The sequence below is a fragment of the Pseudomonas sp. EU05-FHT14B02 genome, from assembly GCF_058791055.1.
In genome coordinates this window covers 226,987-249,400 of the sequence record NZ_JBYTDD010000001.1, presented here as the reverse complement: position 1 = coordinate 249,400, position 22,414 = coordinate 226,987, and the positions used below count along the sequence as shown (strand labels likewise).

Here is a 22,414-nt window from a genome sequence, read left to right as displayed (position 1 = left end):
TCAGTGTGACGTCGGGATGATGGATTTGTGACTCAGCGCTGGGTTACCAGGTTTTCTGCCCCGCGTTCACGCACCCAGAACAGCGTCGCCCCGGCCACGGCCGCCGGCATCATCAGGATGTTCACCACCGGGATCAGCAGCACCAGGTACACGCTGCCGCCGAAGCTCATGCTCTGCCAGCGCTTCTCGCGCAGCCAGGCGAGCATCTCGTTCCAGCCCAGCTTGTGGTTGTCCGCCGGGTAGTCGATGTACTGGATCGCCATCATCCACACCCCGAACAACAGCCACAGCGGCGCGGCGATGATGTTCACAACCGGGATGAACGAGAGGATGAACAACCCGATCGCTCGGGGCAGAAAATAGCCGAGCTTGCGCATTTCCCGGGCCAGGGTACGCGGAATCATGGCGATCAACTCGCCCCAACTGAAGGCCGGGAAGTCGTCGGTGCCGCGCACCACCACTTCGACTTTCTCCGCGAGGAAGCCGTTGAACGGCGCGGCAATGACGTTGGCGAGCATGGTGAAGGAGAAGAACACCATCAACACCACCAGCACCACGAACAATGGCCAGAGGATGTAGCTGAGAAAACTCAGCCAGTCGGGCAGCGATGGCATCAAGGTGTCGACCCACAGGCTGAATTGATGGCTGGCCAGGTAGATCAATCCGACGAACAGCACCAGGTTGATTGCCAACGGCAGCAGCACAAACAAACGCAGGCTGGGGCTCAACACCAGCTTGAGGCCTTCGCGCAGGTATTGCGGGCCGGACAGTACAGGGGCGGGCATAAAGTGCTCCGAGCAGAGGGAAAACGCGCCGACCTTACCGGCTTTGCTTCGCAGACGAAAGCGCGGTGGCGGTATCGACATTCACTGTAACAAAGACGTCGATATCGTCGGTCAGATGCCATAGAGACCACCTATGAGCTGGATTGTTAAACCGTATTTCCTTAATCTTCGCCCCCTCGATACGCTGCACCCAATCTTTTTACAGGACGGTCGGGTCAAGCCTTCCCCAAGTGCTTTCAACCGTTCTTTTTTATTCCAGCCGGCAATCCGGCGTTCCGTGCCAGGTATTCCGGGCCGGTCAACAGGAGCAGGTCATGTCTGAAGTCCGTCATTCGCGAGTGATTATTCTCGGTTCCGGCCCTGCCGGTTACAGCGCTGCGGTCTATGCCGCCCGTGCCAACCTCAAGCCACTGCTGATCACCGGCATGCAGGCCGGCGGTCAACTGACCACCACCACCGAAGTCGACAACTGGCCGGGCGACGTCCACGGCCTGACCGGCCCGGCGCTGATGGAGCGGATGCGTGAGCACGCCGAGCGCTTTGAAACCGAGATCGTTTTCGATCACATCAATGCCGTCGACTTCGCCGCCAAGCCATACACCCTGACCGGCGACAGCGCGACTTACACCTGTGACGCCCTGATCATCGCCACCGGCGCCAGCGCTCGTTACCTGGGCCTGCCATCGGAAGAAACCTTCATGGGCAAAGGCGTTTCGGCCTGTGCGACCTGCGACGGTTTCTTCTATCGCAACAAGCCGGTGGCCGTGGTCGGCGGCGGCAACACCGCTGTTGAGGAAGCCCTGTACCTGGCCAACATCGCCAGCAAAGTCACCCTGATCCACCGTCGTGAAACTTTCCGCGCCGAGAAGATCCTGATCGACAAGCTGAACGCCCGTGTCGCCGAAGGCAAGATCGAGCTGAAGCTGAACGCGACCCTGGACGAAGTGCTGGGCGACAACATGGGCGTGACCGGTGCCCGCCTGAAGAACAACGACGGCAGCTTCGACGAAGTGAAAGTCGACGGCGTGTTCATCGCCATCGGCCATACCCCGAACACTTCGCTGTTCGAAGGCCAGTTGACCCTCAAAGACGGCTACCTGGTTGTGCAGGGCGGCCGTGACGGCAACGCCACTGCCACCAGCCTCGAAGGTATCTTCGCCGCTGGTGACGTGGCTGACCACGTGTACCGTCAGGCCATCACCTCGGCTGGCGCAGGTTGCATGGCGGCACTGGATGCCGAGCGTTACCTGGATAATCTGCAGAACGCTTGATTCTGTAGAAACGAAAAACCGGCTTCGGCCGGTTTTTTTGTGCCTTCGGAAAATACAAATTTCCCTGTAGGAGCGAGCGCGCTCGCGATGGTCGTCAACGATAACGCTGGGAGCCTGACACCCCGCAGGGCTCTCAGGTTCTTCGCGAGCATGCTCGCTCCTACAGTGGGCGCTGTGGATCAGGCCAGTTTCTTCAGGCACGCCTCAAGGATACCCAGCCCTTCCTCCAGCACCGTCGCCTCAGTGGTCAACGGCGCCAACAACCGAATGATGTGCCGCGACTTGCCGCTTGGCATCAGCAGCAAACCGGCGTCGCGCGCCAATGCCAGCAGTTGGGTCAATTGCGCCGGTGCCGGTGTGCCATCAGCATTGATCAGCTCGATGCCACGCATGGCGCCGACACCGGTCAGGCGGCCCAGGTACGGCGTCAGTCCGCTTGAGCGCCAGGCTTCGTAGCGGCCGACAATCGCTTCCTCTTGTTGTGTGCCCCAGGCGTGCAGGTTGGCATCGGTCATTTCGTCCAGAGTCGCCAATGCCGCCGCGCAGGCGATGGGGTTGCCGGAATAGGTGCCTCCGAGGCCGCCCTTGGGCAGGTTATCCAGCAGCGATCTGCGCCCGACCACCGCTCCTAGCGGCACGCCGCCGGCGATGCTTTTGCCGAGCAGGATCAAGTCAGGCTCGATACCCAGTCGCGAAAATGCAAAGCGTTGGCCTGTACGGCCGAAACCGGACTGGATTTCATCGGCGATCAGCACAATGCCCTTATCGTCGCAGAGTTTGCGCAGCGCCTGGGCGAACTCGGCTTCCATGGCCAGAAAACCTGCTTCGCCCTGCACCGGCTCGACGATAAAACACGCCACGTCGTCAACATCGATTTCGACGCTGAACAGGCGCTCCATGGCTTTGAGGGCCTCGGCACAGGTGACGCCGTTGTCCTGGCTGGGGAAGGGCAGGTGAAACACCGGCCCCGGCAACACGCCGACTTTTTGTTTGTACGGCGCGACTTTGCCATTGAGGTTGAGGGTGGCCAGTGTGCGGCCGTGGAAAGCGCCGTCGAAGGCGATGACCGCGCTGCGGCCGGTGGCGCCACGGACGATCTTCAGGGCGTTTTCCGCCGCTTCCGCGCCGCTGTTGGTGAGCATGCCGCTGACCGGGTAACCCACAGGCATGAATGCGCTGAGGCAATCCATCAGTTCGAGGTAAGGCTCATGGGGCGCAGCGTTGAACGCGTAGTGGGTCAGACGGGTGGCTTGTTCGCGAATGGCTTCGACGATGCGCGGATGGCAATGGCCGAGGTTCAACACACCGATGCCGCCGACAAAGTCGATGTAGCGTTTGCCATCGGTGTCCCAGACCTCGGCATTCTTGCCGTGGCTGAGCGTGACAGGGTGAACGATGTTGATCGACTGGCTGATGGTTTCGCTGCGCATGAATGACCGGCTCGGAAGAAGAAGGACTTCTTTTTATCTAAGCCGTGAGCGGTGGTACGGGGCAAACGAAATAAAGTTGCCGGGTCAATCTTAAAAGTCGGGTTGTGCTTGTGATCAATTGCGCGCCATGAACGCAAAACCTGTAGGAGCGAGCTTGCTCGCGATGGTGGTGAACGATGACGCTGGGAGCCTGACACCCCGTGGCGTTCTTCAGTCCATCGCGAGCGGGCTCGCTCCTACAAATCAAATCAGCGGCGTGTCAGCGGCTGTTGAGCGAACTTCACCCCGGCCAGACCATGGGCGATCAGCGCGCGGATGTTGCCGTGGTCGCTGCCTTCCGGCGTTGCCAGCACCGAGCGGTAATGCTCGCCGAACGCCAGCAGGGCTTCTTCATCGCTCAAGCCTTCGAGCAGCGCCAGGCCCAGGGTCTTGCACGAGCCTTCGTTCTGCCCGGCCGCGTTTTCCACACCGCCGTTGTTGAAGGCCTGAGGCTGGTAGTCGTAACCGGCGGCAATGAACGCCAGGGTGTCGGCGAAGGCGTGTTCGCCGGTCTTGAGGCTGGCGCGCAGGGTGTTCAAATCACTCATTGGGTTTTCCTTTGGCGAACGCCGCTTGCTGGTCGGCGCTGGCTTCTTGCTGATATTGGGCTTTCCATTCGGCGTACGGCATGCCGTAAACCACTTCGCGGGCTTCGTCGAGGCTGACCTCGATCTGGCGGTCGTCGGCCGCGGCCTTGTACCACTTGGACAGGCAGTTGCGGCAAAAGCCCGAGAGGTTCATCAGGTCGATGTTCTGCACATCCTTGCGGCTGTCCAGGTGGGCCACCAGCCGACGAAAGGCGGCGGCTTCGAGTTCCAGGCGTTGTTGATCGGTCATGGCGGTCTCTGCGAGACAGCTTCAAGCGGCACGCTTGAAGCTGCAAGTTGGATGGCGGTGGCTTGAAGTCTACCGCTTGCGGCTTGAAGCTTGAAGCTCAGCGGCTTGCCGCGAGTGTTATCGACACCGACTCGGCGAATCGCAGCGCGTGGGGCTTGTCGACCTCGACCTCGGCGTACAGCACCGATGCGTTGGCCATCACCAGGTCGAGAATTTCCTGGGTCAGGCGTTCGAGCAGCGCAAAGCGGTTGCCTTCCACATGGGCGATGATTGCCTTGGTAATGGTCCGGTAGTTCAACGCGTGATCGATGTCGTTGTCCCGTACCGCTTCCTGGGCTGCGTACAGAATGGTGAGGTTGATCAGCACATCCTGCTTGTTGAGGATTTCATCCTCGTTGATGCCGATGAAGGTACGCAGGCACAGGTCTTTGACCCGGATGCGTGCCATGCCTGGCTGAAGTTGTGGCATTGCTACTTGCTCCGTCCAATCAATTGCAGGAACTCCTGGCGGGTATTGCTCGACTCGCGGAAGGCACCGAGCATCACTGAGGTGTTCATGGTCGAATTCTGTTTCTCGACACCGCGCATCATCATGCACATGTGCTGCGCCTCGATGACCACTGCGACGCCTGCCGCGCCGGTCACTTGCTGCACCGCGTCGGCGATTTGCCGGGTGAGGTTTTCCTGGATTTGCAGGCGCCGGGCGAACATGTCCACCAACCGCGCGATCTTCGACAGGCCCAGCACCTTGCCGGTTGGAATATAAGCCACATGCGCCTTGCCGATGAAGGGCAGTATGTGGTGTTCACACAGCGAGTACAGCTCGATGTTGTCGACGATTACCATTTCATCGTTGTCGGAGGCGAACAGCGCGCCATTGACGATCTCTTCGATACTTTGCTCATAGCCATGGCAAAGGTACTGCATGGCTTTGGCTGCACGTTTCGGCGTATCGAGCAATCCCTCGCGGTCGGGGTTTTCACCGAGACCGATGAGGATCTCACGATAATTCTGGGGCAGGGATAACGTCATGGAAAATCCTCGCGGGACACTACTTGATGTGCCTTCCGCCATTGACGGTCAGGGTGGTGCCGGTGACATAAGGGTTGTCGAGCAGGTAGCGCAGGCTCTGGTAGATCACTTCGCAACCGGGTTCGATGCCCAGCGCGGACTTGGCCAGCGCCTTGGCGCGATAGGCCGCGTCGTCTTCAGGGTTGAACAGTAGCAGGGCCGGCGCGATCCCGTTGACCTTGATGGCCGGCGCGTACTTGGCGGCAAAGGACAGGGTCAGGCTGTCGAGTCCGGCTTTGCTGGCGCAATAGCCGATGTGCCTGCTGCTGCCCTTGCGGGTTACGTCATCGCTGATGTGTACGATGTCGGCGGGGCTCGAGCGTTGCAGCAGGTCGGCGCAATGCAGGTTGATCAGGTAGGGCGCCAGCATGTGCACGCTGAACATGCGGGTGAATGCCGCGGCGTCGGTGTCCGGTGTTTCAGCCAGCCATTCGGAGGCATTGTGGACGATTGCCCGCAGGCTGTCGGTATGGTTTTTCAGCTCGTTGATGAAAGCGAAGATCCCGGCCTGGCTGGCGAAGTCCGCGAACACCGCGGTGGCCCCCAGGTCGCGCAGGGCTTGTACGCCGGGGCGCTCGCTGCGGTAGCTGAAAATCACCCGATGGCCATCTTCCAGCAATCGCCGGGCGCAGTGCAGGCCGACACGCTGGCCGGCGCCGGTAATGAGGACAGGGGCTGCGGAAGAAGTCATGAACGGCTCGCATCGCGGTGAGAACAAAACTATACCAGCGACGGGAGCGCTCTACCTATTGCGAGGGAACTACTGTGGGAGCGAGCTTGCTCGCGATTGCGGACTGTCAGACGACACATATGTTGACTGACACGCCCTCATCGCGAGCAAGCTCGCTCACCACAGGAGGGATCAATGATTTTGTGTGGAGGGTTCGGCACGCAATGGGCGTGTCGGCGTGCTGTTCAGCCAGCCGGCCAGCAAACGGGTCGACAATGGGATGAACAGGTAAACCATCAGCGGCGTCAGGCACAGGGTGCTGATGAATACCCGCGGCAGCAGGCTCATGTCACTCAACAGCGGCCCCAGCGCAAAGTTGAATAGCAGCGAGACCGGAAAGAACGCCAGCCAGATCGCCACGGCCTGTTTCCAGCGCGGCGGGCGTTGACCGACGGCACCGAACCAGCCCTCGATGCCACTGACCCGGTGTTCTGTCGGGTGGGCGAACAGGTCGCCGCCACGTCCGAGCCAGGCGCTGCGCGAAGCGGAATGTTCCCAGGCGTGCAGGGTCTGCTCGTTGGCGAAGCGGAAAATGATCTGGAATTCGTCATCGCCGGGCGGCGGAGCAAGCACACCGGAGCCGAGATAACCGGGAAAATCGGTGGCCAGTAGTTCGCCTTCGCGCAGCCAGGCGATCAGGTCCTGGTAGCGTCCATTGGCAACGCGGCGCGCAACCATCAGCGTGACGGGAGGGGTAGACATTGTGTATCTCCGTAAGGCATTTGCGTCGCTCCGGATAGGAACTTCGCCAGACACAGCGCCGGGGTGGTGGGCTGCGACTCGAAACAAGCAAGGATTATTCCTGATTCCGCCCGTGGCGTCTGTGACGTTTATCCGTTCATTCGCGGTATCGATTTTTTACGGAAACTTTACGGGGAAGGGGCGTTAGAATACGCCCTGGATGATGCATGGATGTTTCAACAGGATGCCCATATTTACAGACGCCTCAGGCTCCACGCAGGCCATCGCTCTCGAACAGGAAGAGCTCTTTCCCATTCGCGAGGTGGCGCGACTGACAGGTGTCAACCCGGTCACGCTTCGAGCCTGGGAGCGACGATATGGCCTGATTGTTCCAACACGCACCGACAGTGGGCATCGACTGTATTCGATGTCCGATATTGAGCGTGTCCATAGCATTCTCGGCTGGATCGAGCGCGGGGTTGCCGTCAGCAGGGTCGGCAAGATCCTGGCCAGGACCGAGCCACTCCAGGCGTTGTCGCATATCATCCCCAAGAGCCTCGTGGAAGCCGATTACGCGCAGTGGCGGCAGCAGATTCATGTTGCGGTCAACGGGTTTGACGAGCTTCGGCTGGAGGAGCTCTACGGGCAAATCTTTTCCAGCTACTCCTTGCCGGTGGTGTTCCAGGGCATTCTGATGCCCGTCTGGAAGCTGTTGTTGCAACGCCAGGACCAGTTCGGCGGCACCAGCGAGTGGTTGTTCCTGGATGGCTTTTTGCGTTCCCGGGTGTTGCAGCGTCTGTTGTTGATGCGCGAAAAACAGCTGCGTCGCGTGGTCATCTGTGCCCTGGATGGCAATTGCCGGGAGCTGGAACTATTGGTCGCCGCCCTGTTCCTGAGTTCCGGGCCATTGGCCGTTCGCGTACTGAACATGGGCCAGCCATTCGAGGAACTGGCGCTGATGTGTGAAAGGATCAAGCCCCTGGCTCTGGTGCTGTTTTCCAATCATGTGCCGGCTCCCGAATTGCCGAGGCGTCTGAATCGCCTGGCCATGAGTCTGGAGTGCCGATTGTTGTTGGCCGGCGATGCTTCTGACCTGGCACAGGAAAGCCTCGCCGGGTCATCGATCGGTTGCCTGGGCAATGAAGGGGAGGTCATGAGCCAGCGTTTGAAGCAGTTCCTGGCGGGTACTCTGGATACTTGACGTTCAGAGATGCAGCGCGGGATGAGTCAAACGATGCTGTTGCAGGATGAACTGGCGCAGACGCTCCGCTTCATCGGTATCGCTCAGGCTCAGTTGATAGGCGTAGAAGCCCTGTTCGTTTTCTTTCTCGAAAGTACCGCGCAAGGCAATCCGCTCGTAGCCTGAGGGGCTGAACCACAAGGCGAAATGCTTCGGTGGTTTGGTCTTGTTGCGAGCTTCCAGCAAAACCCCTTTGCACGACACTTCGTGTACCCACAGGGTGCCGGGTTGACCCTTGGCGTTTTCCAGCGCTACCGGTTCGTCCAGTACCAGGCGCCAAGGCCGGGCCGTCGGCCCGTCTTCATAGATGCTGGGCACGCCGAGGCGCAAATGCAGCGCATGGAACTCGTCTTCCACCAAGTGCAGGGGGAAGGTCATTTGCTGGTTTTCGAAGCTGGCTTGAATGGTGACCTGCTCATGGGCCGCCAGGCGGGTGAGCAGGTCACGGATTTGCGACCCACCGTTGACGAGCAGGCTCGACGTCGCGTCCCGAACATTGAGTTGCGGGTTGTGTTGCATGGTCTGGATGAAATCCAGCTCATCCTGGGTCAGGAGCGCGTCGCGTTGCATGGCCAGCTCGAAAGATGTAATTACAAAGTCATTGGTGATTGTAATTACTGACCATTAATTCTGAGTTTCGTTTGCGCCGTTCGTCGCCTTGAGCGCAGCTAGCTCGGCCTGGAGTTCAGCCAACTGCCTCTCCAGCTGTGCCACGCGCTGTTGCGCCTTGACCTGCACGGTGACGTCTTTCTGCACGCCGACAAAATAGGTTTGCCCGTCCGCTGGATTTTTCACCGTTGAAAGGGACAGCTCGTTCCAGAACGGTGTGCCGTCCTTGCGGTAGTTGCGCAGTATTTCCCGGCAGGATCCTTCACGGTTCAATGCATCGCGAATCAGCGGCAGCGCTTGCTGATCGCGGTCCCCCGACTGCAGGAAGCGACAATCCTGATAGAGGATTTCTTCGCTGGAGTACCCCGTCAGGCGTTCGAACGCGGGGTTGACGTAAATGAGGATCTTGTCCTGGTCGCCTTCCTTTTCGGCAATCACGATACCGTCATTGGAGGCGTTGATCACCATCTGCAGCAGTTGTGCATTAATCATCGGAGTATCCTTTCCTGATTGATTGTCAATTGCATTCTAAAAGAATAATCACGACCGTGGTGTTAATATCCGGGTCTTTTACTCGGATTCAGGATCAGATTGATGAAAGTCGCCATCATTTCCGGCTCGGTGTACGGCACGGCCGAAGAAGTTGCCCGCCACGCCGCCAGCCTGTTGAACGCCGCCGGTTTCGAAACCTGGCACAACCCGCGTGCGACCCTCGCCGACATCCAGGCGTTTGGCCCAGAAGCCTTTCTGGCGGTGACCTCGACCACCGGCATGGGTGAACTGCCGGACAACCTGCAGCCGCTGTACTCGACCATTCGTGACCAATTGCCAGCAGCCTGGCGCGGTTTGCCGGGCGCGGTGATCGGATTGGGCGATGCGAGTTATGGCGATACTTTTTGTGGCGGCGGCGAGCAGATGCGCGAATTGTTCGCTGAACTTGGCATTCGCGAAGTGCTGCCGATGCTGCGCCTGGATGCCAGTGAAACGGTGACTCCAGAGACGGACGCCGAGCCTTGGCTGGCGGACCTGATCAGCGCACTGCGCGACTGAGCGTTACCCCGGTCCCATGCCTGTCAGACCCTTGCTGACACCGGTCATTTGACATGAATTCAGGACAGCAGGGCAGCTGACTCGCTGGGCCATCAAGCTGGCTGCCAATGCAACTACACGAACCTCAAGGGCTGACTAGACTCGGTGAACATAGGAAACACTCCATAATAAAAACACCGAGGCTTCTTGCCGTGACTGTCGCTCCCGTCCAATCGCCACCCAATGTCAAAGACCAGGTCAGCGCTGCCGAGTGGCAGACCCGCGTCGACCTGGCAGCCTGTTATCGCCTGGTCGCCCAACATGGCTGGGATGACCTGATCTTCACGCATATCTCCGCCAAGGTGCCCGGCACCGAAGATTTCCTGATCAACCCATTCGGGTTGATGTTTCACGAAATTACCGCGTCGAGCCTGGTCAAGGTGGATCAGGCCGGCAACAAGTTGATGGACAGTCCTTACGAGATCAATCCGGCGGGTTACACCATCCACAGTGCCGTGCATGAAGCCCGTCACGATGTCGTCTGCGTGCTCCACACCCACACGGCTTCGGGGGTGGCGGTGTCGGCGCAGAAGCAGGGTGTTTTGCCGATCAGCCAACAGTCGTTGTTCGTGCTTTCCAGTCTGGCCTACCACGCCTATGAAGGCGTGGCGCTCAACCTTGAGGAGAAAGAGCGGCTACAGGCCGACCTCGGTGAAAAAAATTTCCTGATGTTGCATAACCACGGTCTGCTGACCTGCGGCAGCACCATCGCCGATACGTTCCTGATGATGTTCACCTTTCAGCGTGCCTGCGACATTCAGGTCATGGCGCAAAATGGTGCCGCTGAACTGATCGCCATCGAACCGCAGATCCTGGCCGGCGCCAAGGCCATGATCGCGGGTGTCACCCGAAGTGCTCAAGGAATGGGCGGAGCGCTGGCCTGGCCGGCACTGCTGCGTAAGCTCGATAAACTGGACCCGGGTTATAAACTCTGATGGAGCTCGCCGAAATCCCCTTGTGTGTCTGGCGCAAACGCAGCCAGACGTTCGTATTCCGTGGCCAGAGCATCCGCTACTGGGCAGCAGGCCAGGGTGAGCCGTTGTTGCTCATTCACGGGTTTCCATCCGCCAGTTGGGACTGGCATTACCTGTGGCAGCCATTGGCCCAGCGCTTTCGCGTGATCGCTTGCGACATGCTGGGCTTCGGCGATTCGGCCAAACCGGCGAATCACGAATACAGCCTGCTGGAGCAAGCGGATCTGCAACAGGCACTGCTTGAACACCTGAATGTCGAGCAGCCAGTGCACCTGCTCGCCCACGATTACGGCGACAGCGTGGCTCAGGAACTGCTGGCCCGGCATTACGAATCGCGGGTGGAGCTGGCCAGTTGCGTGTTTCTCAATGGCGGGTTGTTTCCGGAAACCCACCGCCCGGTACTGATGCAAAAACTCTTGCTCAGCCCTTTGGGCTGGATGATCGGCCGCGCCTTCAGCCGTGATGGCCTGGTTAGAAGCTTTCGGCAGATTTTCGGTCCGCAAACCCGTCCCAGTGAAAGCCAGATGGATGATTTCTGGAGCCTGGTCGAAAGCCATCAGGGGCCACGGATCATGCACAAATTGATCGGCTACATCCCGGAGCGACGCGTCTGGCGCGACCGCTGGGTGAGCGCGATGCAACGCGGTGAAGTGCCGCTGCGAGTGATCGATGGCGGGGTCGATCCGGTCTCCGGCGTGCACATGGTCGAGCGTTACCGGGAGTTGATCCCGGAGGCGGACACGGTAGTGTTGCCCGACATTGGCCACTACCCGCAGATCGAGGCGCCCTGCGAGGTGCTCAAGCACTACCTGGCGTTTCGCGATCAATTGCTCTTGCCGCCACGCAAGGTGGCGTGCTCCTGAACTTTAAGGTGAACTGTTGTGGCGAGGGGGCTTGCCCCCGTTGGGCTGCGCAGCGGCCCCAAACCATACAGCGCAGTGATTCAGGTATAACGCGTTTAGCCGGTTTACGACTGCTTCGCAGCCGAACGGGGCGATGCGGCGATCCGACAAGCCCCCTCGCCACAGGGTTCATGCCTGTTTCTCTATCAATCATCCCCCAGCCTTATCGCGCACCATTCAGCCTCACCCGTGTTCATTGTGACCCGCTGCGCCGTGCCTGAAACTCGGACTCACTGTCCCTTGGCCTGCTGGAGTCCCCCCCATGAATGAGTCTGTGCGCTTCGAAGATAAAGTCGTGATCATTACCGGAGCCGGTGGCGGCCTGGGACGGACGCATGCACTGTTGTTCGCCAAACAGGGTGCCAGGGTGCTGGTCAACGATCTTGGCGGCTCCGCCCAGGGCGAAGGCGCCAATGCCTCGGCCGCCGACCGCGTGGTCGCGGAGATTCGCGAGGCCGGCGGCGTAGCCGAAGCCAACCACGACTCGGTCACTGACGGTGACAAACTGGTCCAGCACGCCCTGGACGTCTTCGGTCGCGTCGACGTGGTAGTCAACAATGCCGGGATCCTGCGGGACAAGACCTTCCACAAAATGGATGACGCCGACTGGGACCTGGTTTACCGCGTCCACGTCGAAGGTGCCTACAAAGTCACCCGCGCCGCCTGGCCGCACATGCGCGAGCAGAATTACGGCCGGGTGATTTTCACCGCGTCGACCTCGGGCATCTATGGCAACTTCGGCCAGTCCAACTACGGCATGGCCAAGCTCGGTCTCTATGGCCTGACCCGCACCCTGGCCATCGAAGGCCGCAAGAACAACATCCTGGTCAACGCCATCGCCCCCACCGGCGGTACGCGCATGACCGAAGGCCTGATCCCGCCGCAAGTCTTCGAACAACTCAAGCCCGAACTGGTCAGCCCGCTGGTGGTGTACCTGGCCAGCGAGAACTGTCAGGAAACCTCCGGTCTGTTCGAAGTCGGCGGCGGCTGGATGGGCAAGGTCCGCTGGGAGCGCAGCCTCGGCATCGGGTTCGATCCTCGGGCAGGTTTCTCCCCGGAAGACGTGGCGGCGCACTGGCAGCAGATTTGCGACTTCGAGGGTGCGGCGCATCCGAAGGACAACATCGAAGCGCTGAAGGAAATGATGGGGAATTTGCAGAAATATACGCTTTGATACCACCGGCAAGGTCACATTGACTGACCTTGCCGGTTGTTGCATTTGTCGGCTGCAAAGCCGTTTGCCAATGGTCAGCCGGGAAAGTATTTGACGACCAGCGCCTTCAGGTTGGCGGCTGTTTGCGCGTCCATTTTTCCATCGAAGTTTTCCGGGCGAAAATGCATCTGGAATGCCCGCACCAATTGTTGAAAACCGCCTTCCGTAGACGCTCCAGAAACATCGTACCCATAGGATTTGAACAGCCCCAGCAATTCGCTTCGGGCTGGAACCCCCGATGTGTTGTATTGGCGCAGATACTCGTCCCGAGTGGTTTCATCGAACCAGGCGCCGACGCCTTTCAAGTACAGTTCCCGCCAGGGAAACATTGGCCCCGGGTCACTTTTGCGGCCGATCGAAACATCGGAGTGGCCCAAAACCTGCGTCGGCGTGATATCCGGGTAGCGCATGAGGATATTCAGCGCCAGCTGTTCAATCGCAGCAATCTGCTCGGGGTGATACGGCGGAAAGGTGAATTCGCCCTTGTTGTCGGTCGCCAGGTTGACGATTTCAATGCCGATGGACGTATCGTTCAGATTGCTGCGGCTACCCCACTGACTGACACCTGCGTGCCACGCGCGATAGGTTTCATCCACCAGGCTGAAAACTTCCTGCCCGGTATGGCCGGCCTTCAGGTAACTGGGGTCCGTGATATCTGGAACCAGATAATGCGCGCTGACATTGGGGCCAGTCAGGGCACTGACAGAACTTGAAAAGTCAGCGGCCGTGTAGTGAAGAATCAGAAAGCGTATTCGACTGTTGAAACTTCTGGTTGAGCGATACCGGTTGTAGTTGATGGGTTTCATGGTTGCACTCGCAATAAGTAGGTTTGAAGTCGGACGAAGATAAAAAGTCGTTCGCCGACTTGCTGTTCAACTTAAAGACTCGAGTGCTTTTGGTGTTTACCTATGCTTGTAGGTACTTTCTGAAAGAAATGTAGGCATGCGAAGTTTTACCTGGATGCTCCGGGGGGCACTGACTGGCAGCTGTTAATTATCAAAAACCATCGCCCATAAAAAAGGCCGCTGCAAACGCAGCGGCCAAAGTAAGACGTTGGATCAGGAGCTACAAATCAACGTCAGTGAACACAGGGTGACGAACCGAATCATCGATTCATCTGAAATCTTTCAGTCACGGCGCAGGCCGGTACAGGGTGCCTGCGGTGGTTTACTGTGACAGTGAGGTAAGAGTAAGCCCTCGGCGCTGTAGGAAAAATACCAATTCCCGACATGCACTGTTGCAGCCCCGGCAACAGTCGGGATTCGGGTGCTCGTCGTCTGTGCCAGTCATCCTTTAGAGGTACACCACGAATACCTCCTTGGTGCGCTTATCGACCCCGGTGCCCGGCAGTAGGGTGTGGCCTTCTGTCACTCACCGGGGAAGACGCATGACAAAAACAACAATGCGCGCCATCTTCACACCGCAGGCGCTGGCGGTTGCGGTCGCATTAGGCTGTTGCGCCCAGGCGCAGGCCCTTTCATTCAACATCGGGGAGATCGAGGGGACGTTCGACTCCTCGTTGTCGGTCGGCGCGAGCTGGGGCATGCGTGATGCGGATAAATCCCTGGTGGGCATCGTCAACGGCGGCTCCGGCCAGTCTTCGACCGGTGACGACGGGCGATTGAATTTCAAGAAGGGTGAAACCTTCTCGAAGATCTTCAAGGGTATTCACGACCTCGAACTGAAGTACGGCGACACCGGTGCGTTTGTGCGTGGCAAGTACTGGTACGACTTTGAACTCAAGGATGAAAGCCGCCCCTTCAAGGACATCAGCGATCACAATCGCAAAGAGGGCGCCAAGTCTTCAGGCGGACAAATCCTCGACGCTTTCGTCTATCACAACTACTCCCTCGCCGATTTGCCGGGCACGGTCCGCGCTGGCAAGCAGGTGGTCAGTTGGGGGGAGAGCACGTTCATCGGCAACTCGATCAACAGCATCAATCCGGTCGATGTGTCCGCGTTCCGTCGTCCTGGCGCCGAGATCAAGGAAGGCCTGATCCCGGTCAACATGTTGTTCGCCTCCCAGGGGCTGACGGAAAAGCTGACCGTGGAAGGCTTCTATCAACTGGAGTGGGATCAGACGGTCGTCGATAACTGCGGCACTTTCTTTGGTGTCGACGTGGTGGCGGACGGCTGCAACAAGGGCTACACCGTTGCCAACCCGGCCATTGCACCCTTGCAGCCGATTGCGGCTGCCTTTGGCCAGGGCTTCGAGGTCAGCAAGGAGGGGGTGATCGTTCCCCGTGGCGGTGACCGCGATGCCCGGGATTCCGGGCAGTGGGGTACGGCGCTGCGCTGGCTGGGGGACGACACCGAGTACGGCCTGTACTTCATGAACTACCACAGCCGTTCACCGAATGTCGGGACCACCACCGCCGGCCCCGGTACGCTGGCAAGCATTCCGGGAATCGTTGCCACCGCCAACCGCATCGCGCCCGGCACCGGTTCAGGCCTGGCCCAAAGTGTGATGCTCGGTCGCGGCCAGTATTACCTCGAATACCCGGAGGACATCCGCCTCTACGGCGCCAGCTTCGCCACCACGTTATCCACCGGCACCGCGTGGAGCGGGGAAATCAGCTACCGTCCCAACGCCCCGGTGCAGGTCAACACCAATGACCTGACCCTGGCCTTGCTCAACCCTATCGCGGGCGGAGCAGCATCGCCCATTGCCACGTCACCGGGGGCCGACAACAAAGGCTACCGCCGCAAGGAGGTGACGCAGATCCAGAGCACCCTGACGCACTTCATCGATCAGGTCGCGGGTGCAGATCGCCTGACCCTGGTAGGCGAGGCGGCGGTGGTTCGGGTCGGTGGTCTGGAAGCACGCACCAAACTGCGCTACGGCCGCGACTCGGTGTATGGCCAGTATGGATTCGGTGGCGATACCGACGGCTTCGTGACTTCGACTTCATGGGGTTATCGCGCCCGGGCCATCCTCGACTACAACAACCTCATGGCCGGGATCAACTTCAGGCCCAACCTCTCGTGGTCCCACGACGTCGCAGGCTTTGGTCCCAACGGTCTGTTCAACGAAGGCGCCAAGGCCATCAGCCTCGGTGTCGATGCGGACTATCGCAACACCTATACCGCCAGCCTCAGTTACACCGACTTTTTCGGCGGCGACTACAACGTCCTCACCGACCGTGACTTCGTGGCGTTGAGCTTTGGTGTGAACTTCTGATCTGGCTGAAAAGGATGAATTCAATGCGCAAGATGATTCTGCAATTGGGCACCGTTCTGGCCCTGAGTCTGCTGGCCGCCAACGTGATGGCGGCGGTGTCGCCGCAAGAAGCCGGCCTTCTCGGCACCAGCCTTACACCGCTCGGTGCCGAGAAGGCCGGCAATGCCGATGGCTCGATTCCGGCCTGGACCGGCGGCATCCCGAAAAACGCTGGCGCGGTGGACAGCAAAGGTTTCCTGGCCGACCCGTTCGCCAACGAAAAGCCGTTGTTCGTGATCACTGCGGCGACTGTCGACAAGTACAAGGACAAACTCTCCGACGGCCAGATCGCAATGTTCAAGCGCTACCCAGAGACCTACAAGATTCCGGTCTACCCGAGCCATCGCACCGTGGCGTTACCGGCAGAAATCTATGAGTCGGCCAAGCGCAGTGCGCTGAACGTAACACCGATCAACGAGGGTAACGGTCTAGCCAACTTCACTGGCAATCGCTACTACGCATTCCCGATTCCGAAGAATGGCGTGGAAGTGATCTGGAACCATGTCACTCGTTACCACGGCGGCAATCTGCGCCGCACCATCACCCAGGCGACACCGCAGTCCAATGGTGACTTCACGGTGATCCGCTTCAAGGACGAAGTCGCCGTTCCGTCGTTGCTCAGCGATCTGAAACCGGGCAGCGACGATAACGTCCTCAACTACTTCAAGCAGGAAGTGACCGCGCCGGCGCGGCTGGCGGGCAATGTGTTGCTGGTCCACGAGACCCTCGACCAGGTCAAGGAACCGCGCAAGGCCTGGATCTACAACGCTGGCCAGCGCCGGGTACGGCGTGCGCCGCAGGTCGCTTATGACGGTGTCGGCACCTCATCCGACGGCCTGCGCACTACCGATAACTTCGACATGTTTTCCGGCGCGCCGGATCGCTACGATTGGAAACTGATCGGCAAGAAGGAGATGTACATTCCCTACAACAGTTACAAGCTCGACTCGCCCAACCTCAAGTACACCGATGTGATCAAGGCCGGGCACATCAATCAGGACCTGACTCGCTACGAGTTGCACCGTGTCTGGGAAGTCGTTGCCACGGTCAAGCCGAGCGAGCGTCACGTGTACGCCAAGCGCCACATGTACATCGACGAAGACAGCTGGCAAGTGGCGCTGGCCGACCACTACGACGGACGTGGCCAACTCTGGCGCGTCGCTGAAGGGCATGCCCAGTACTACTACGATCACCAGGTGCCGGCCTACACCGTCGAAGCGCTCTATGACCTGATCGCCGGTCGCTATATCGCCCTGGGAATGAAGAACGAAGAGAAGCGCAGCTTCGAATTCAACATCGATGCAAAAGCGGGGGACTACACGCCAGCAGCCTTGCGGAGCACGGGAGTCAGGTAGGTTTCCTACAGGGTCTTACACAAAAGGGTGACTTTGCGGTCACCTTTTTTATAGCGGTCGATCAGCGTGTTGAATACTTCTTCAACAAGCGCTCGGGAGGGGGCTAGGGTGGCGCCAGAATTATAAAAAAGGCGCACCACAATGACTGCAATGACGCACTGTCTGGACCGCCCTGGCTTCATGCCCCGACTGTCGTCCCATCATCTGTCCCGCGAGCGACTGATCGAGCCCTTGCTGGTTTCGACCGCGCGGGTGAAGTTGCTTTGCGCACCGGCCGGTAGTGGCAAGAGCGCGCTGCTCACCGAATGCCTGCTGCGGGCGCCGGAGCACGCTCGGATCTGTTGGCTGCCGCTGGCGGGGGCGTCGTTGAGTGCAGCCGATTTACTATTGCGCCTGACGCAAGCGCTGGGTCTGCCCTCGACGGATGAGCCCGGGCTGCTGGCACATCTGGCCCGATTACAGGCACCGACCTGGCTGTTTATCGATGATTACTGTCGAGCACCCAATCCGGAACTCGACCGGATGCTCGATCGCCTGTTGGCCGTCGACAGCCCGGCGCTGACCTGGTGGCTGAGCTCCCGTCGACGACCACCCTGCAACTGGCCGCGGCTGCTGCTCGATGATGAGTTGTACGAGTGCGAAGGCCGGACGCTGGCGTTTACCGAGGCCGAGGTCGGGCAGTTGCTCGGTCATGTCGAGCCGAGCCTGGCGGCACAAACCGCCAAAAGGGTGGCTCAGCGCAGTGGTGGCTGGTGCGCTGGCGTGCGGATCGCATTGCTCAATGGTTGTCCGTGGTCGGGTGAGCAGGGGCGTTTGGCGACATTGCTCGATTACCTGCAACACGAGTTGTTCAACACCTTGCCGTCGGAGTTGGTTGAGGTCTGGAAGGTGTTGGTTCATCTGCCACGCTTCAACGCCAGCTTGTGCGAGCATCTTTTCGGCACGGGTGAGGGCGCGCAGTGGCTGCACGCGTTGCAGGACATGGGCTGCTTCATTGAACCTTGGGAAGACTCCGTCGAGTGGTTGCGGGTCTTCGAACCTCTGGCCCGGGAAATGCGTGTAGAACCGACCCCGGCCGGGCGATCCTGGCATCGCCGCGCGTGCCAATGGTTCAGCGCCGAAGAAGACTGGCAGGGCGCATTCGAGCAGGCATTGCTGGCGCAGGAGCACGAGGTCGCGGTCAGCCTGTTGCAACACTTCAGTTTTGAGCATCTGTTCAGGCGTCAGAACGTCAGCTGGTTACTCAAACTGCACGAGCAGCTGGGTGAACAGTTGACCCTGGGCACGCCGCAACGGGTGGGATTGATCACCGCGGCGTTGCTGTTTGCCGGGCGTTTCGAGCAGGCGGCTGCCTGCATTGGGCAACTGTCCCGATTTGCCCCGCAACCGACGGCATCCTTGCAATGCCAACTGCTGGCGCGTTGGCAGGCGCAACAGGGTTGGTTGCTGCATTTGCAGGGACGCCTGCCGGCGGCACGGGCGCATTTTATCGAGGCGCTGGACGCGCTGTCGGCCGAGGCGTGGCCCGCACGGTTGTTGTGTCTGTCCGGGCTGACCCAGCAAGCGCTGCACAACGCCGACCTCGATGCCGCCCAGGCCTTCAATCGTGATGCCCTTTGTCTGGCGCGGGCGCAAGGCTCGTTGCTGTTTGAAGGCTTGCTCGAACTCGATCATGCGCAGTTGCTGGAGCAGCGTGGTGCACCGCGGCGAGCAGGGCAGTTGCTGGCCGACATCCATGAAATGCTCGGACGGCAGGCTGATCGACCGACGCCGCTGCTGGGACGAATCGCCCTGCGGCGTGGGCGCTTGGCCTTGTGCCAGGGCCAGGATGAATTGGCCGGTGAATGTTTCCAGGCGGGCCTTGATGACTGCCTCCACAGTCAGGACAAGCATGTCCTGTACGGGTTTCTCGGGCAGGCGCAACTGGCGGCCAACCAACGTGATTACGCCCATGCATTTGATCGTCTGCGCGAGGCCGAACGGTTGATGCAGCAACGGCAGATCCCCGACACGGTTTATCGCGGCGTGCTGCTGCAAATCAGCAGTCATTTCTGGCTGCAACAAGGGCGCCCGGAGTTGGCCCGGGAAGCACTGACCCGGGTCTTGCGTCATTATCGTGGGGCCAACGCGCGCCAGGCACCACCGGCCACGCTGCAACTGATTGCGCGTATCGAATACCAGTTGGTGTTGGCCGAGACTCAACTGCAACTGGTGCAACGTCCACTGGATCGACTCAAGGCGTTACTCGAACACGCGCAACAACACACCATGCTGGCGCTGGAAACGGAGCTGCAATTGGCAATCTGCGAAGTGGCGGACCTGACGGGTGAGCCGGACACGGCTCACGCAGCACTGGAGGCCGGGCTGGCGTTGGTCAAGCGTTGTCAGGGACAACAGGCATTGCGTGATTTGAACTTGCGACAACCGAACCTGATCTGTCGTTTGCAAGGAGAGGAGACGGTGACCGCGCTGGCCCTGGATGCCAGCCTGCTAAGTTGTCGGGAGCTGGAAGTGCTCGGCCTGATTGCCCAAGGTAATTCCAATCAGCAAATTGCCGAGCAGCTGTTCATTTCGCTGCATACGGTGAAAACCCATGCCCGGCGCATTCACAGCAAGTTGGGTGTGGAACGGCGTACACAGGCAGTTGCCATGGCGAAGAAGTTGGGGTTGATGATGCAGGGCTGATCATCGCCGCTGCGTTCAGGCTGTCGATGAGTCGGGCTCAAAGCCCATGCGCCAGCTCACGGCGCGGGTGGCGGCTAACAAACGCTGCGCCGCCGGACCGTTTTCATCGGCATGAAACAGCGAGGTCGGCCCGACCACGGTCAGTACTGCCGTGATCCTGCCCATGGCGTTGAACACCGGTGCCGACAAGGCATCCACTCCGGGCATCAAGAGTCCATGCACATGATGCAGGCCCCGATGGCGGATCTGTTCGCACATCGTTGCGTAGGCCTGATCATCCGCCAAGGCGTGGGCGGTAACATTTTGCAGTTCCTGCTCACGCAGATCCACGGTTTCACGCGCAGGCAGGTAGGCGCCAAACACCAGTCCCGTCGAAGAGCTGAGCAATGGCAACACCGAGCCCAGTTGTGTCACCACCGTCACTGCACGCACCGCCGGTTCGATATGCACCACGGTCGCGCCCTGATTGCCCCACACCGCCAGGAAACAGGTTTCGTTCAAGTCATCGCGCAGTTCAGCCAGGGGCAGGGCGGCGACTTTCAGCACGTCCATACTGTTGAGTGCCGCCAACCCTACGCGCAGGGCTTCGCGGCCCAGGCCGTAATGGTTGGTGGCGGCGTTCTGTTCGGCGAATCCGCTGGCGATCAGGGCCTGCAAATAGCGGTGAACCTTGCTCGCCGGCATCTGCACGTGTTCGGCCAGGCGCGACAGCGAAGTCGAAGGCGACAACTCGGCCAGGGCCTTGAGGATGTCGGTGCCAACCTCGGCCGAGCGGACTTTCTGTTTGCCGTTGCTGTCGCTGGTCTTTTCCATGGTGGTGCTGTGATCCCGGGACGAATGGGCGTCTTTATAGCTTGACGGTCAATACCAATCAAATTACGTTATGCGTAATCAAATTACGATAAAAACAACCCAGGCGTGCCTCGACCTCTGCAACAGAGCGAGCGGCCACTGCCGACTCCCTGTTCAGGAGGCTCCATGAACCCCGATTCAACAACGCCAGCGCTGGCCTACCAGTCAGGCTTCGGCAACGAATTCAGCAGCGAAGCGTTGCCCGGCGCACTGCCTGTCGGCCAGAACTCCCCGCAAAAAGCCCCGTACGGCCTTTACACCGAACTGTTCTCCGGCACGGCGTTCACCATGGCGCGCAGCGAAGCGCGACGGACCTGGATGTACCGCATTCAGCCGTCGGCCAATCATCCGGCATTCGTCAAACTGGACCGGCAACTGGCCGGCGGCCCGCTGGGTGAGGTGACCCCCAACCGCCTGCGCTGGAACCCGCTGGACATTCCCGCCGAGCCGACCGATTTCATCGACGGCCTGGTGAGTATGGCCGCCAACTCGGGCGCAGAAAAACCGGCCGGGATCAGTATCTACAACTACCGCGCCAACCGTTCCATGGAACGCGTGTTCTTCAATGCGGACGGTGAGATGTTGCTGGTGCCTGAACTGGGGCGCCTGCGCATCGCCACCGAACTGGGCGTGCTTGAACTCGAACCGCTGGAAATTGCCGTACTGCCTCGCGGCCTTAAATTCCGCATCGAACTACTCGACCCGCAAGCTCGCGGTTACGTCGCCGAAAACCATGGTGCGCCGCTGCGATTGCCGGACCTGGGGCCGATTGGCAGTAATGGCCTGGCCAATCCGAGGGACTTTTTGACCCCGGTGGCGGCCTACGAAAACCTGCAACAACCCACCACGCTGGTGCAGAAATTCCTCGGCCAGTTGTGGGCCTGCGAGCTCAATCATTCGCCGCTGAACGTGGTCGCCTGGCACGGTAACAACGTGCCGTACAAATATGACCTGCGCCGATTCAACACTATCGGCACCGTCAGTTTCGATCACCCCGATCCGTCGATCTTCACCGTGCTGACGTCGCCGACCAGCGTTCACGGCCTGGCCAACCTCGACTTCGTGATCTTCCCGCCGCGCTGGATGGTGGCCGAAAAAACCTTCCGTCCGCCGTGGTTCCATCGCAACCTGATGAACGAATTCATGGGGTTGATCCAGGGCGAATACGACGCCAAGGCCGAAGGCTTTGTGCCCGGCGGTGCTTCGTTGCACAGCTGCATGAGCGCCCACGGTCCGGACGGCGAGACCTGCACCAAAGCGATCAACGCTGACCTCAAACCGGCGAAAATCGACAACACCATGGCGTTCATGTTCGAGACCAGCCAGGTGTTGCGCCCAAGCCGTTTCGCCCTTGATTGCCCGCAACTGCAAAACACCTACGACGCCTGCTGGGCTACGCTGCCCGCCACTTTCGACCCGACCCGGAGATAA

Annotated in this window: 22 protein-coding genes; 10 read left to right on the top strand and 12 right to left on the bottom strand. The window is 59.8% G+C overall.

The window, feature by feature from the left end:
- Positions 1-32 precede the first annotated feature (32 nt).
- Entirely contained in the window at positions 33-785 is a 753-nt protein-coding gene (cysZ, locus tag AC3WTM_RS01120; RefSeq protein ID WP_102669099.1) for a sulfate transporter CysZ, read from the bottom strand.
- A 314-nt stretch (positions 786-1,099) separates the two neighbouring features.
- On the opposite strand from cysZ, the gene trxB reads away from it, so the two are divergent.
- The gene (gene trxB / locus AC3WTM_RS01115) at positions 1,100-2,056 is read left to right on the top strand and encodes a thioredoxin-disulfide reductase (RefSeq protein WP_057716403.1); all 957 of its coding nucleotides are present in this window, start codon (positions 1,100-1,102) and stop codon (positions 2,054-2,056) included.
- Positions 2,057-2,235: 179 nt separating this feature from the next.
- Here trxB and AC3WTM_RS01110 read toward each other — a convergent pair whose 3' ends face one another.
- From AC3WTM_RS01110 to AC3WTM_RS01080, 7 genes are all read right to left on the bottom strand, one after another.
- The gene (locus AC3WTM_RS01110; protein WP_102669100.1) at positions 2,236-3,486 is read right to left on the bottom strand and encodes a 2-aminoadipate transaminase; all 1,251 of its coding nucleotides are present in this window, start codon (positions 3,484-3,486) and stop codon (positions 2,236-2,238) included.
- Between the two features lie 248 nt (positions 3,487-3,734).
- The gene (locus tag AC3WTM_RS01105) at positions 3,735-4,073 is read right to left on the bottom strand and encodes a HopJ type III effector protein (RefSeq protein WP_102669101.1); all 339 of its coding nucleotides are present in this window, start codon (positions 4,071-4,073) and stop codon (positions 3,735-3,737) included.
- Positions 4,066-4,362 (bottom strand): DUF1244 domain-containing protein, encoded by a 297-nt coding sequence (locus AC3WTM_RS01100; protein WP_046040093.1) that lies wholly within the window; start codon positions 4,360-4,362, stop codon positions 4,066-4,068. Before AC3WTM_RS01100 ends, AC3WTM_RS01105 begins: the two co-directional genes overlap by 8 nt.
- Before the next feature lie 97 nt (positions 4,363-4,459).
- The gene (gene folX, locus AC3WTM_RS01095) at positions 4,460-4,831 is read right to left on the bottom strand and encodes a dihydroneopterin triphosphate 2'-epimerase (RefSeq protein WP_007970304.1); all 372 of its coding nucleotides are present in this window, start codon (positions 4,829-4,831) and stop codon (positions 4,460-4,462) included.
- 2 nt (positions 4,832-4,833) lie between these two features.
- Entirely contained in the window at positions 4,834-5,394 is a 561-nt protein-coding gene (gene folE, locus AC3WTM_RS01090; RefSeq protein ID WP_102669102.1) for a GTP cyclohydrolase I FolE, read from the bottom strand.
- A gap of 19 nt (positions 5,395-5,413) precedes the next feature.
- The gene (gene folM, locus AC3WTM_RS01085) at positions 5,414-6,124 is read right to left on the bottom strand and encodes a dihydromonapterin reductase (RefSeq protein WP_102669103.1); all 711 of its coding nucleotides are present in this window, start codon (positions 6,122-6,124) and stop codon (positions 5,414-5,416) included.
- Positions 6,125-6,295: 171 nt separating this feature from the next.
- Positions 6,296-6,865 carry a putative antibiotic biosynthesis monooxygenase gene (locus AC3WTM_RS01080; RefSeq protein WP_102669104.1) on the bottom strand — a complete coding sequence of 190 codons (570 nt, stop codon included), beginning with the start codon at positions 6,863-6,865 and terminating at the stop codon, positions 6,296-6,298.
- A gap of 223 nt (positions 6,866-7,088) precedes the next feature.
- On the opposite strand from AC3WTM_RS01080, the gene AC3WTM_RS01075 reads away from it, so the two are divergent.
- The gene (locus AC3WTM_RS01075; RefSeq protein ID WP_102669105.1) at positions 7,089-8,045 is read left to right on the top strand and encodes a MerR family transcriptional regulator; all 957 of its coding nucleotides are present in this window, start codon (positions 7,089-7,091) and stop codon (positions 8,043-8,045) included.
- A gap of 3 nt (positions 8,046-8,048) precedes the next feature.
- Here the strand turns inward: AC3WTM_RS01075 and AC3WTM_RS01070 are convergent, their stop codons facing one another.
- Positions 8,049-8,654 carry a hypothetical protein gene (locus AC3WTM_RS01070; protein WP_102669106.1) on the bottom strand — a complete coding sequence of 202 codons (606 nt, stop codon included), beginning with the start codon at positions 8,652-8,654 and terminating at the stop codon, positions 8,049-8,051.
- A 54-nt stretch (positions 8,655-8,708) separates the two neighbouring features.
- Positions 8,709-9,185 carry a PAS domain-containing protein gene (locus AC3WTM_RS01065; protein WP_102669107.1) on the bottom strand — a complete coding sequence of 159 codons (477 nt, stop codon included), beginning with the start codon at positions 9,183-9,185 and terminating at the stop codon, positions 8,709-8,711.
- A gap of 102 nt (positions 9,186-9,287) precedes the next feature.
- Here AC3WTM_RS01065 and AC3WTM_RS01060 point away from each other — a divergent pair, with 102 nt between their 5' ends.
- From AC3WTM_RS01060 to AC3WTM_RS01045, 4 genes are all read left to right on the top strand, one after another.
- Positions 9,288-9,743 carry a flavodoxin gene (locus AC3WTM_RS01060; RefSeq protein WP_102669108.1) on the top strand — a complete coding sequence of 152 codons (456 nt, stop codon included), beginning with the start codon at positions 9,288-9,290 and terminating at the stop codon, positions 9,741-9,743.
- A 191-nt stretch (positions 9,744-9,934) separates the two neighbouring features.
- Entirely contained in the window at positions 9,935-10,717 is a 783-nt protein-coding gene (locus AC3WTM_RS01055) for a class II aldolase/adducin family protein (RefSeq protein WP_102669109.1), read from the top strand.
- Positions 10,717-11,619: an alpha/beta fold hydrolase gene (locus AC3WTM_RS01050; protein ID WP_057716393.1), complete on the top strand. Its 903-nt coding sequence runs from the start codon at positions 10,717-10,719 to the stop codon at positions 11,617-11,619. The genes AC3WTM_RS01055 and AC3WTM_RS01050 overlap by 1 nt, the downstream gene beginning before the upstream one ends.
- 301 nt (positions 11,620-11,920) lie before the next feature.
- Positions 11,921-12,832, top strand: a complete 912-nt coding sequence (locus tag AC3WTM_RS01045) for an SDR family oxidoreductase (RefSeq protein WP_102669110.1) — start codon at positions 11,921-11,923, stop codon at positions 12,830-12,832.
- Between the two features lie 74 nt (positions 12,833-12,906).
- Here AC3WTM_RS01045 and AC3WTM_RS01040 read toward each other — a convergent pair whose 3' ends face one another.
- Positions 12,907-13,677 carry an N-acetylmuramoyl-L-alanine amidase gene (locus AC3WTM_RS01040; protein WP_102669111.1) on the bottom strand — a complete coding sequence of 257 codons (771 nt, stop codon included), beginning with the start codon at positions 13,675-13,677 and terminating at the stop codon, positions 12,907-12,909.
- Between the two features lie 581 nt (positions 13,678-14,258).
- Between AC3WTM_RS01040 and AC3WTM_RS01035 the strand changes: the two genes are divergently transcribed.
- The 3 genes from AC3WTM_RS01035 (at position 14,259) to AC3WTM_RS01025 (ending at position 20,131) form a co-directional block, all read left to right on the top strand.
- On the top strand, positions 14,259-16,052 hold the full coding sequence (locus AC3WTM_RS01035) for a DUF1302 domain-containing protein (RefSeq protein WP_102669112.1): 1,794 nt from the start codon (positions 14,259-14,261) through the stop codon (positions 16,050-16,052).
- 23 nt (positions 16,053-16,075) lie between these two features.
- Complete coding sequence (locus AC3WTM_RS01030) at positions 16,076-17,446, top strand: DUF1329 domain-containing protein (RefSeq protein WP_102669113.1); 1,371 nt, start codon at positions 16,076-16,078, stop codon at positions 17,444-17,446.
- A gap of 141 nt (positions 17,447-17,587) precedes the next feature.
- A complete protein-coding gene (locus AC3WTM_RS01025) occupies positions 17,588-20,131 on the top strand; it encodes a LuxR C-terminal-related transcriptional regulator (protein ID WP_102669114.1) in 2,544 nt (847 codons plus the stop codon).
- A gap of 15 nt (positions 20,132-20,146) precedes the next feature.
- Here the strand turns inward: AC3WTM_RS01025 and AC3WTM_RS01020 are convergent, their stop codons facing one another.
- A complete protein-coding gene (locus AC3WTM_RS01020; protein WP_102669115.1) occupies positions 20,147-20,944 on the bottom strand; it encodes an IclR family transcriptional regulator in 798 nt (265 codons plus the stop codon).
- A gap of 165 nt (positions 20,945-21,109) precedes the next feature.
- On the opposite strand from AC3WTM_RS01020, the gene hmgA reads away from it, so the two are divergent.
- Positions 21,110-22,414, top strand: coding sequence for a homogentisate 1,2-dioxygenase (gene hmgA / locus AC3WTM_RS01015; RefSeq protein ID WP_102669116.1), 1,305 nt, complete (start codon positions 21,110-21,112; stop codon positions 22,412-22,414).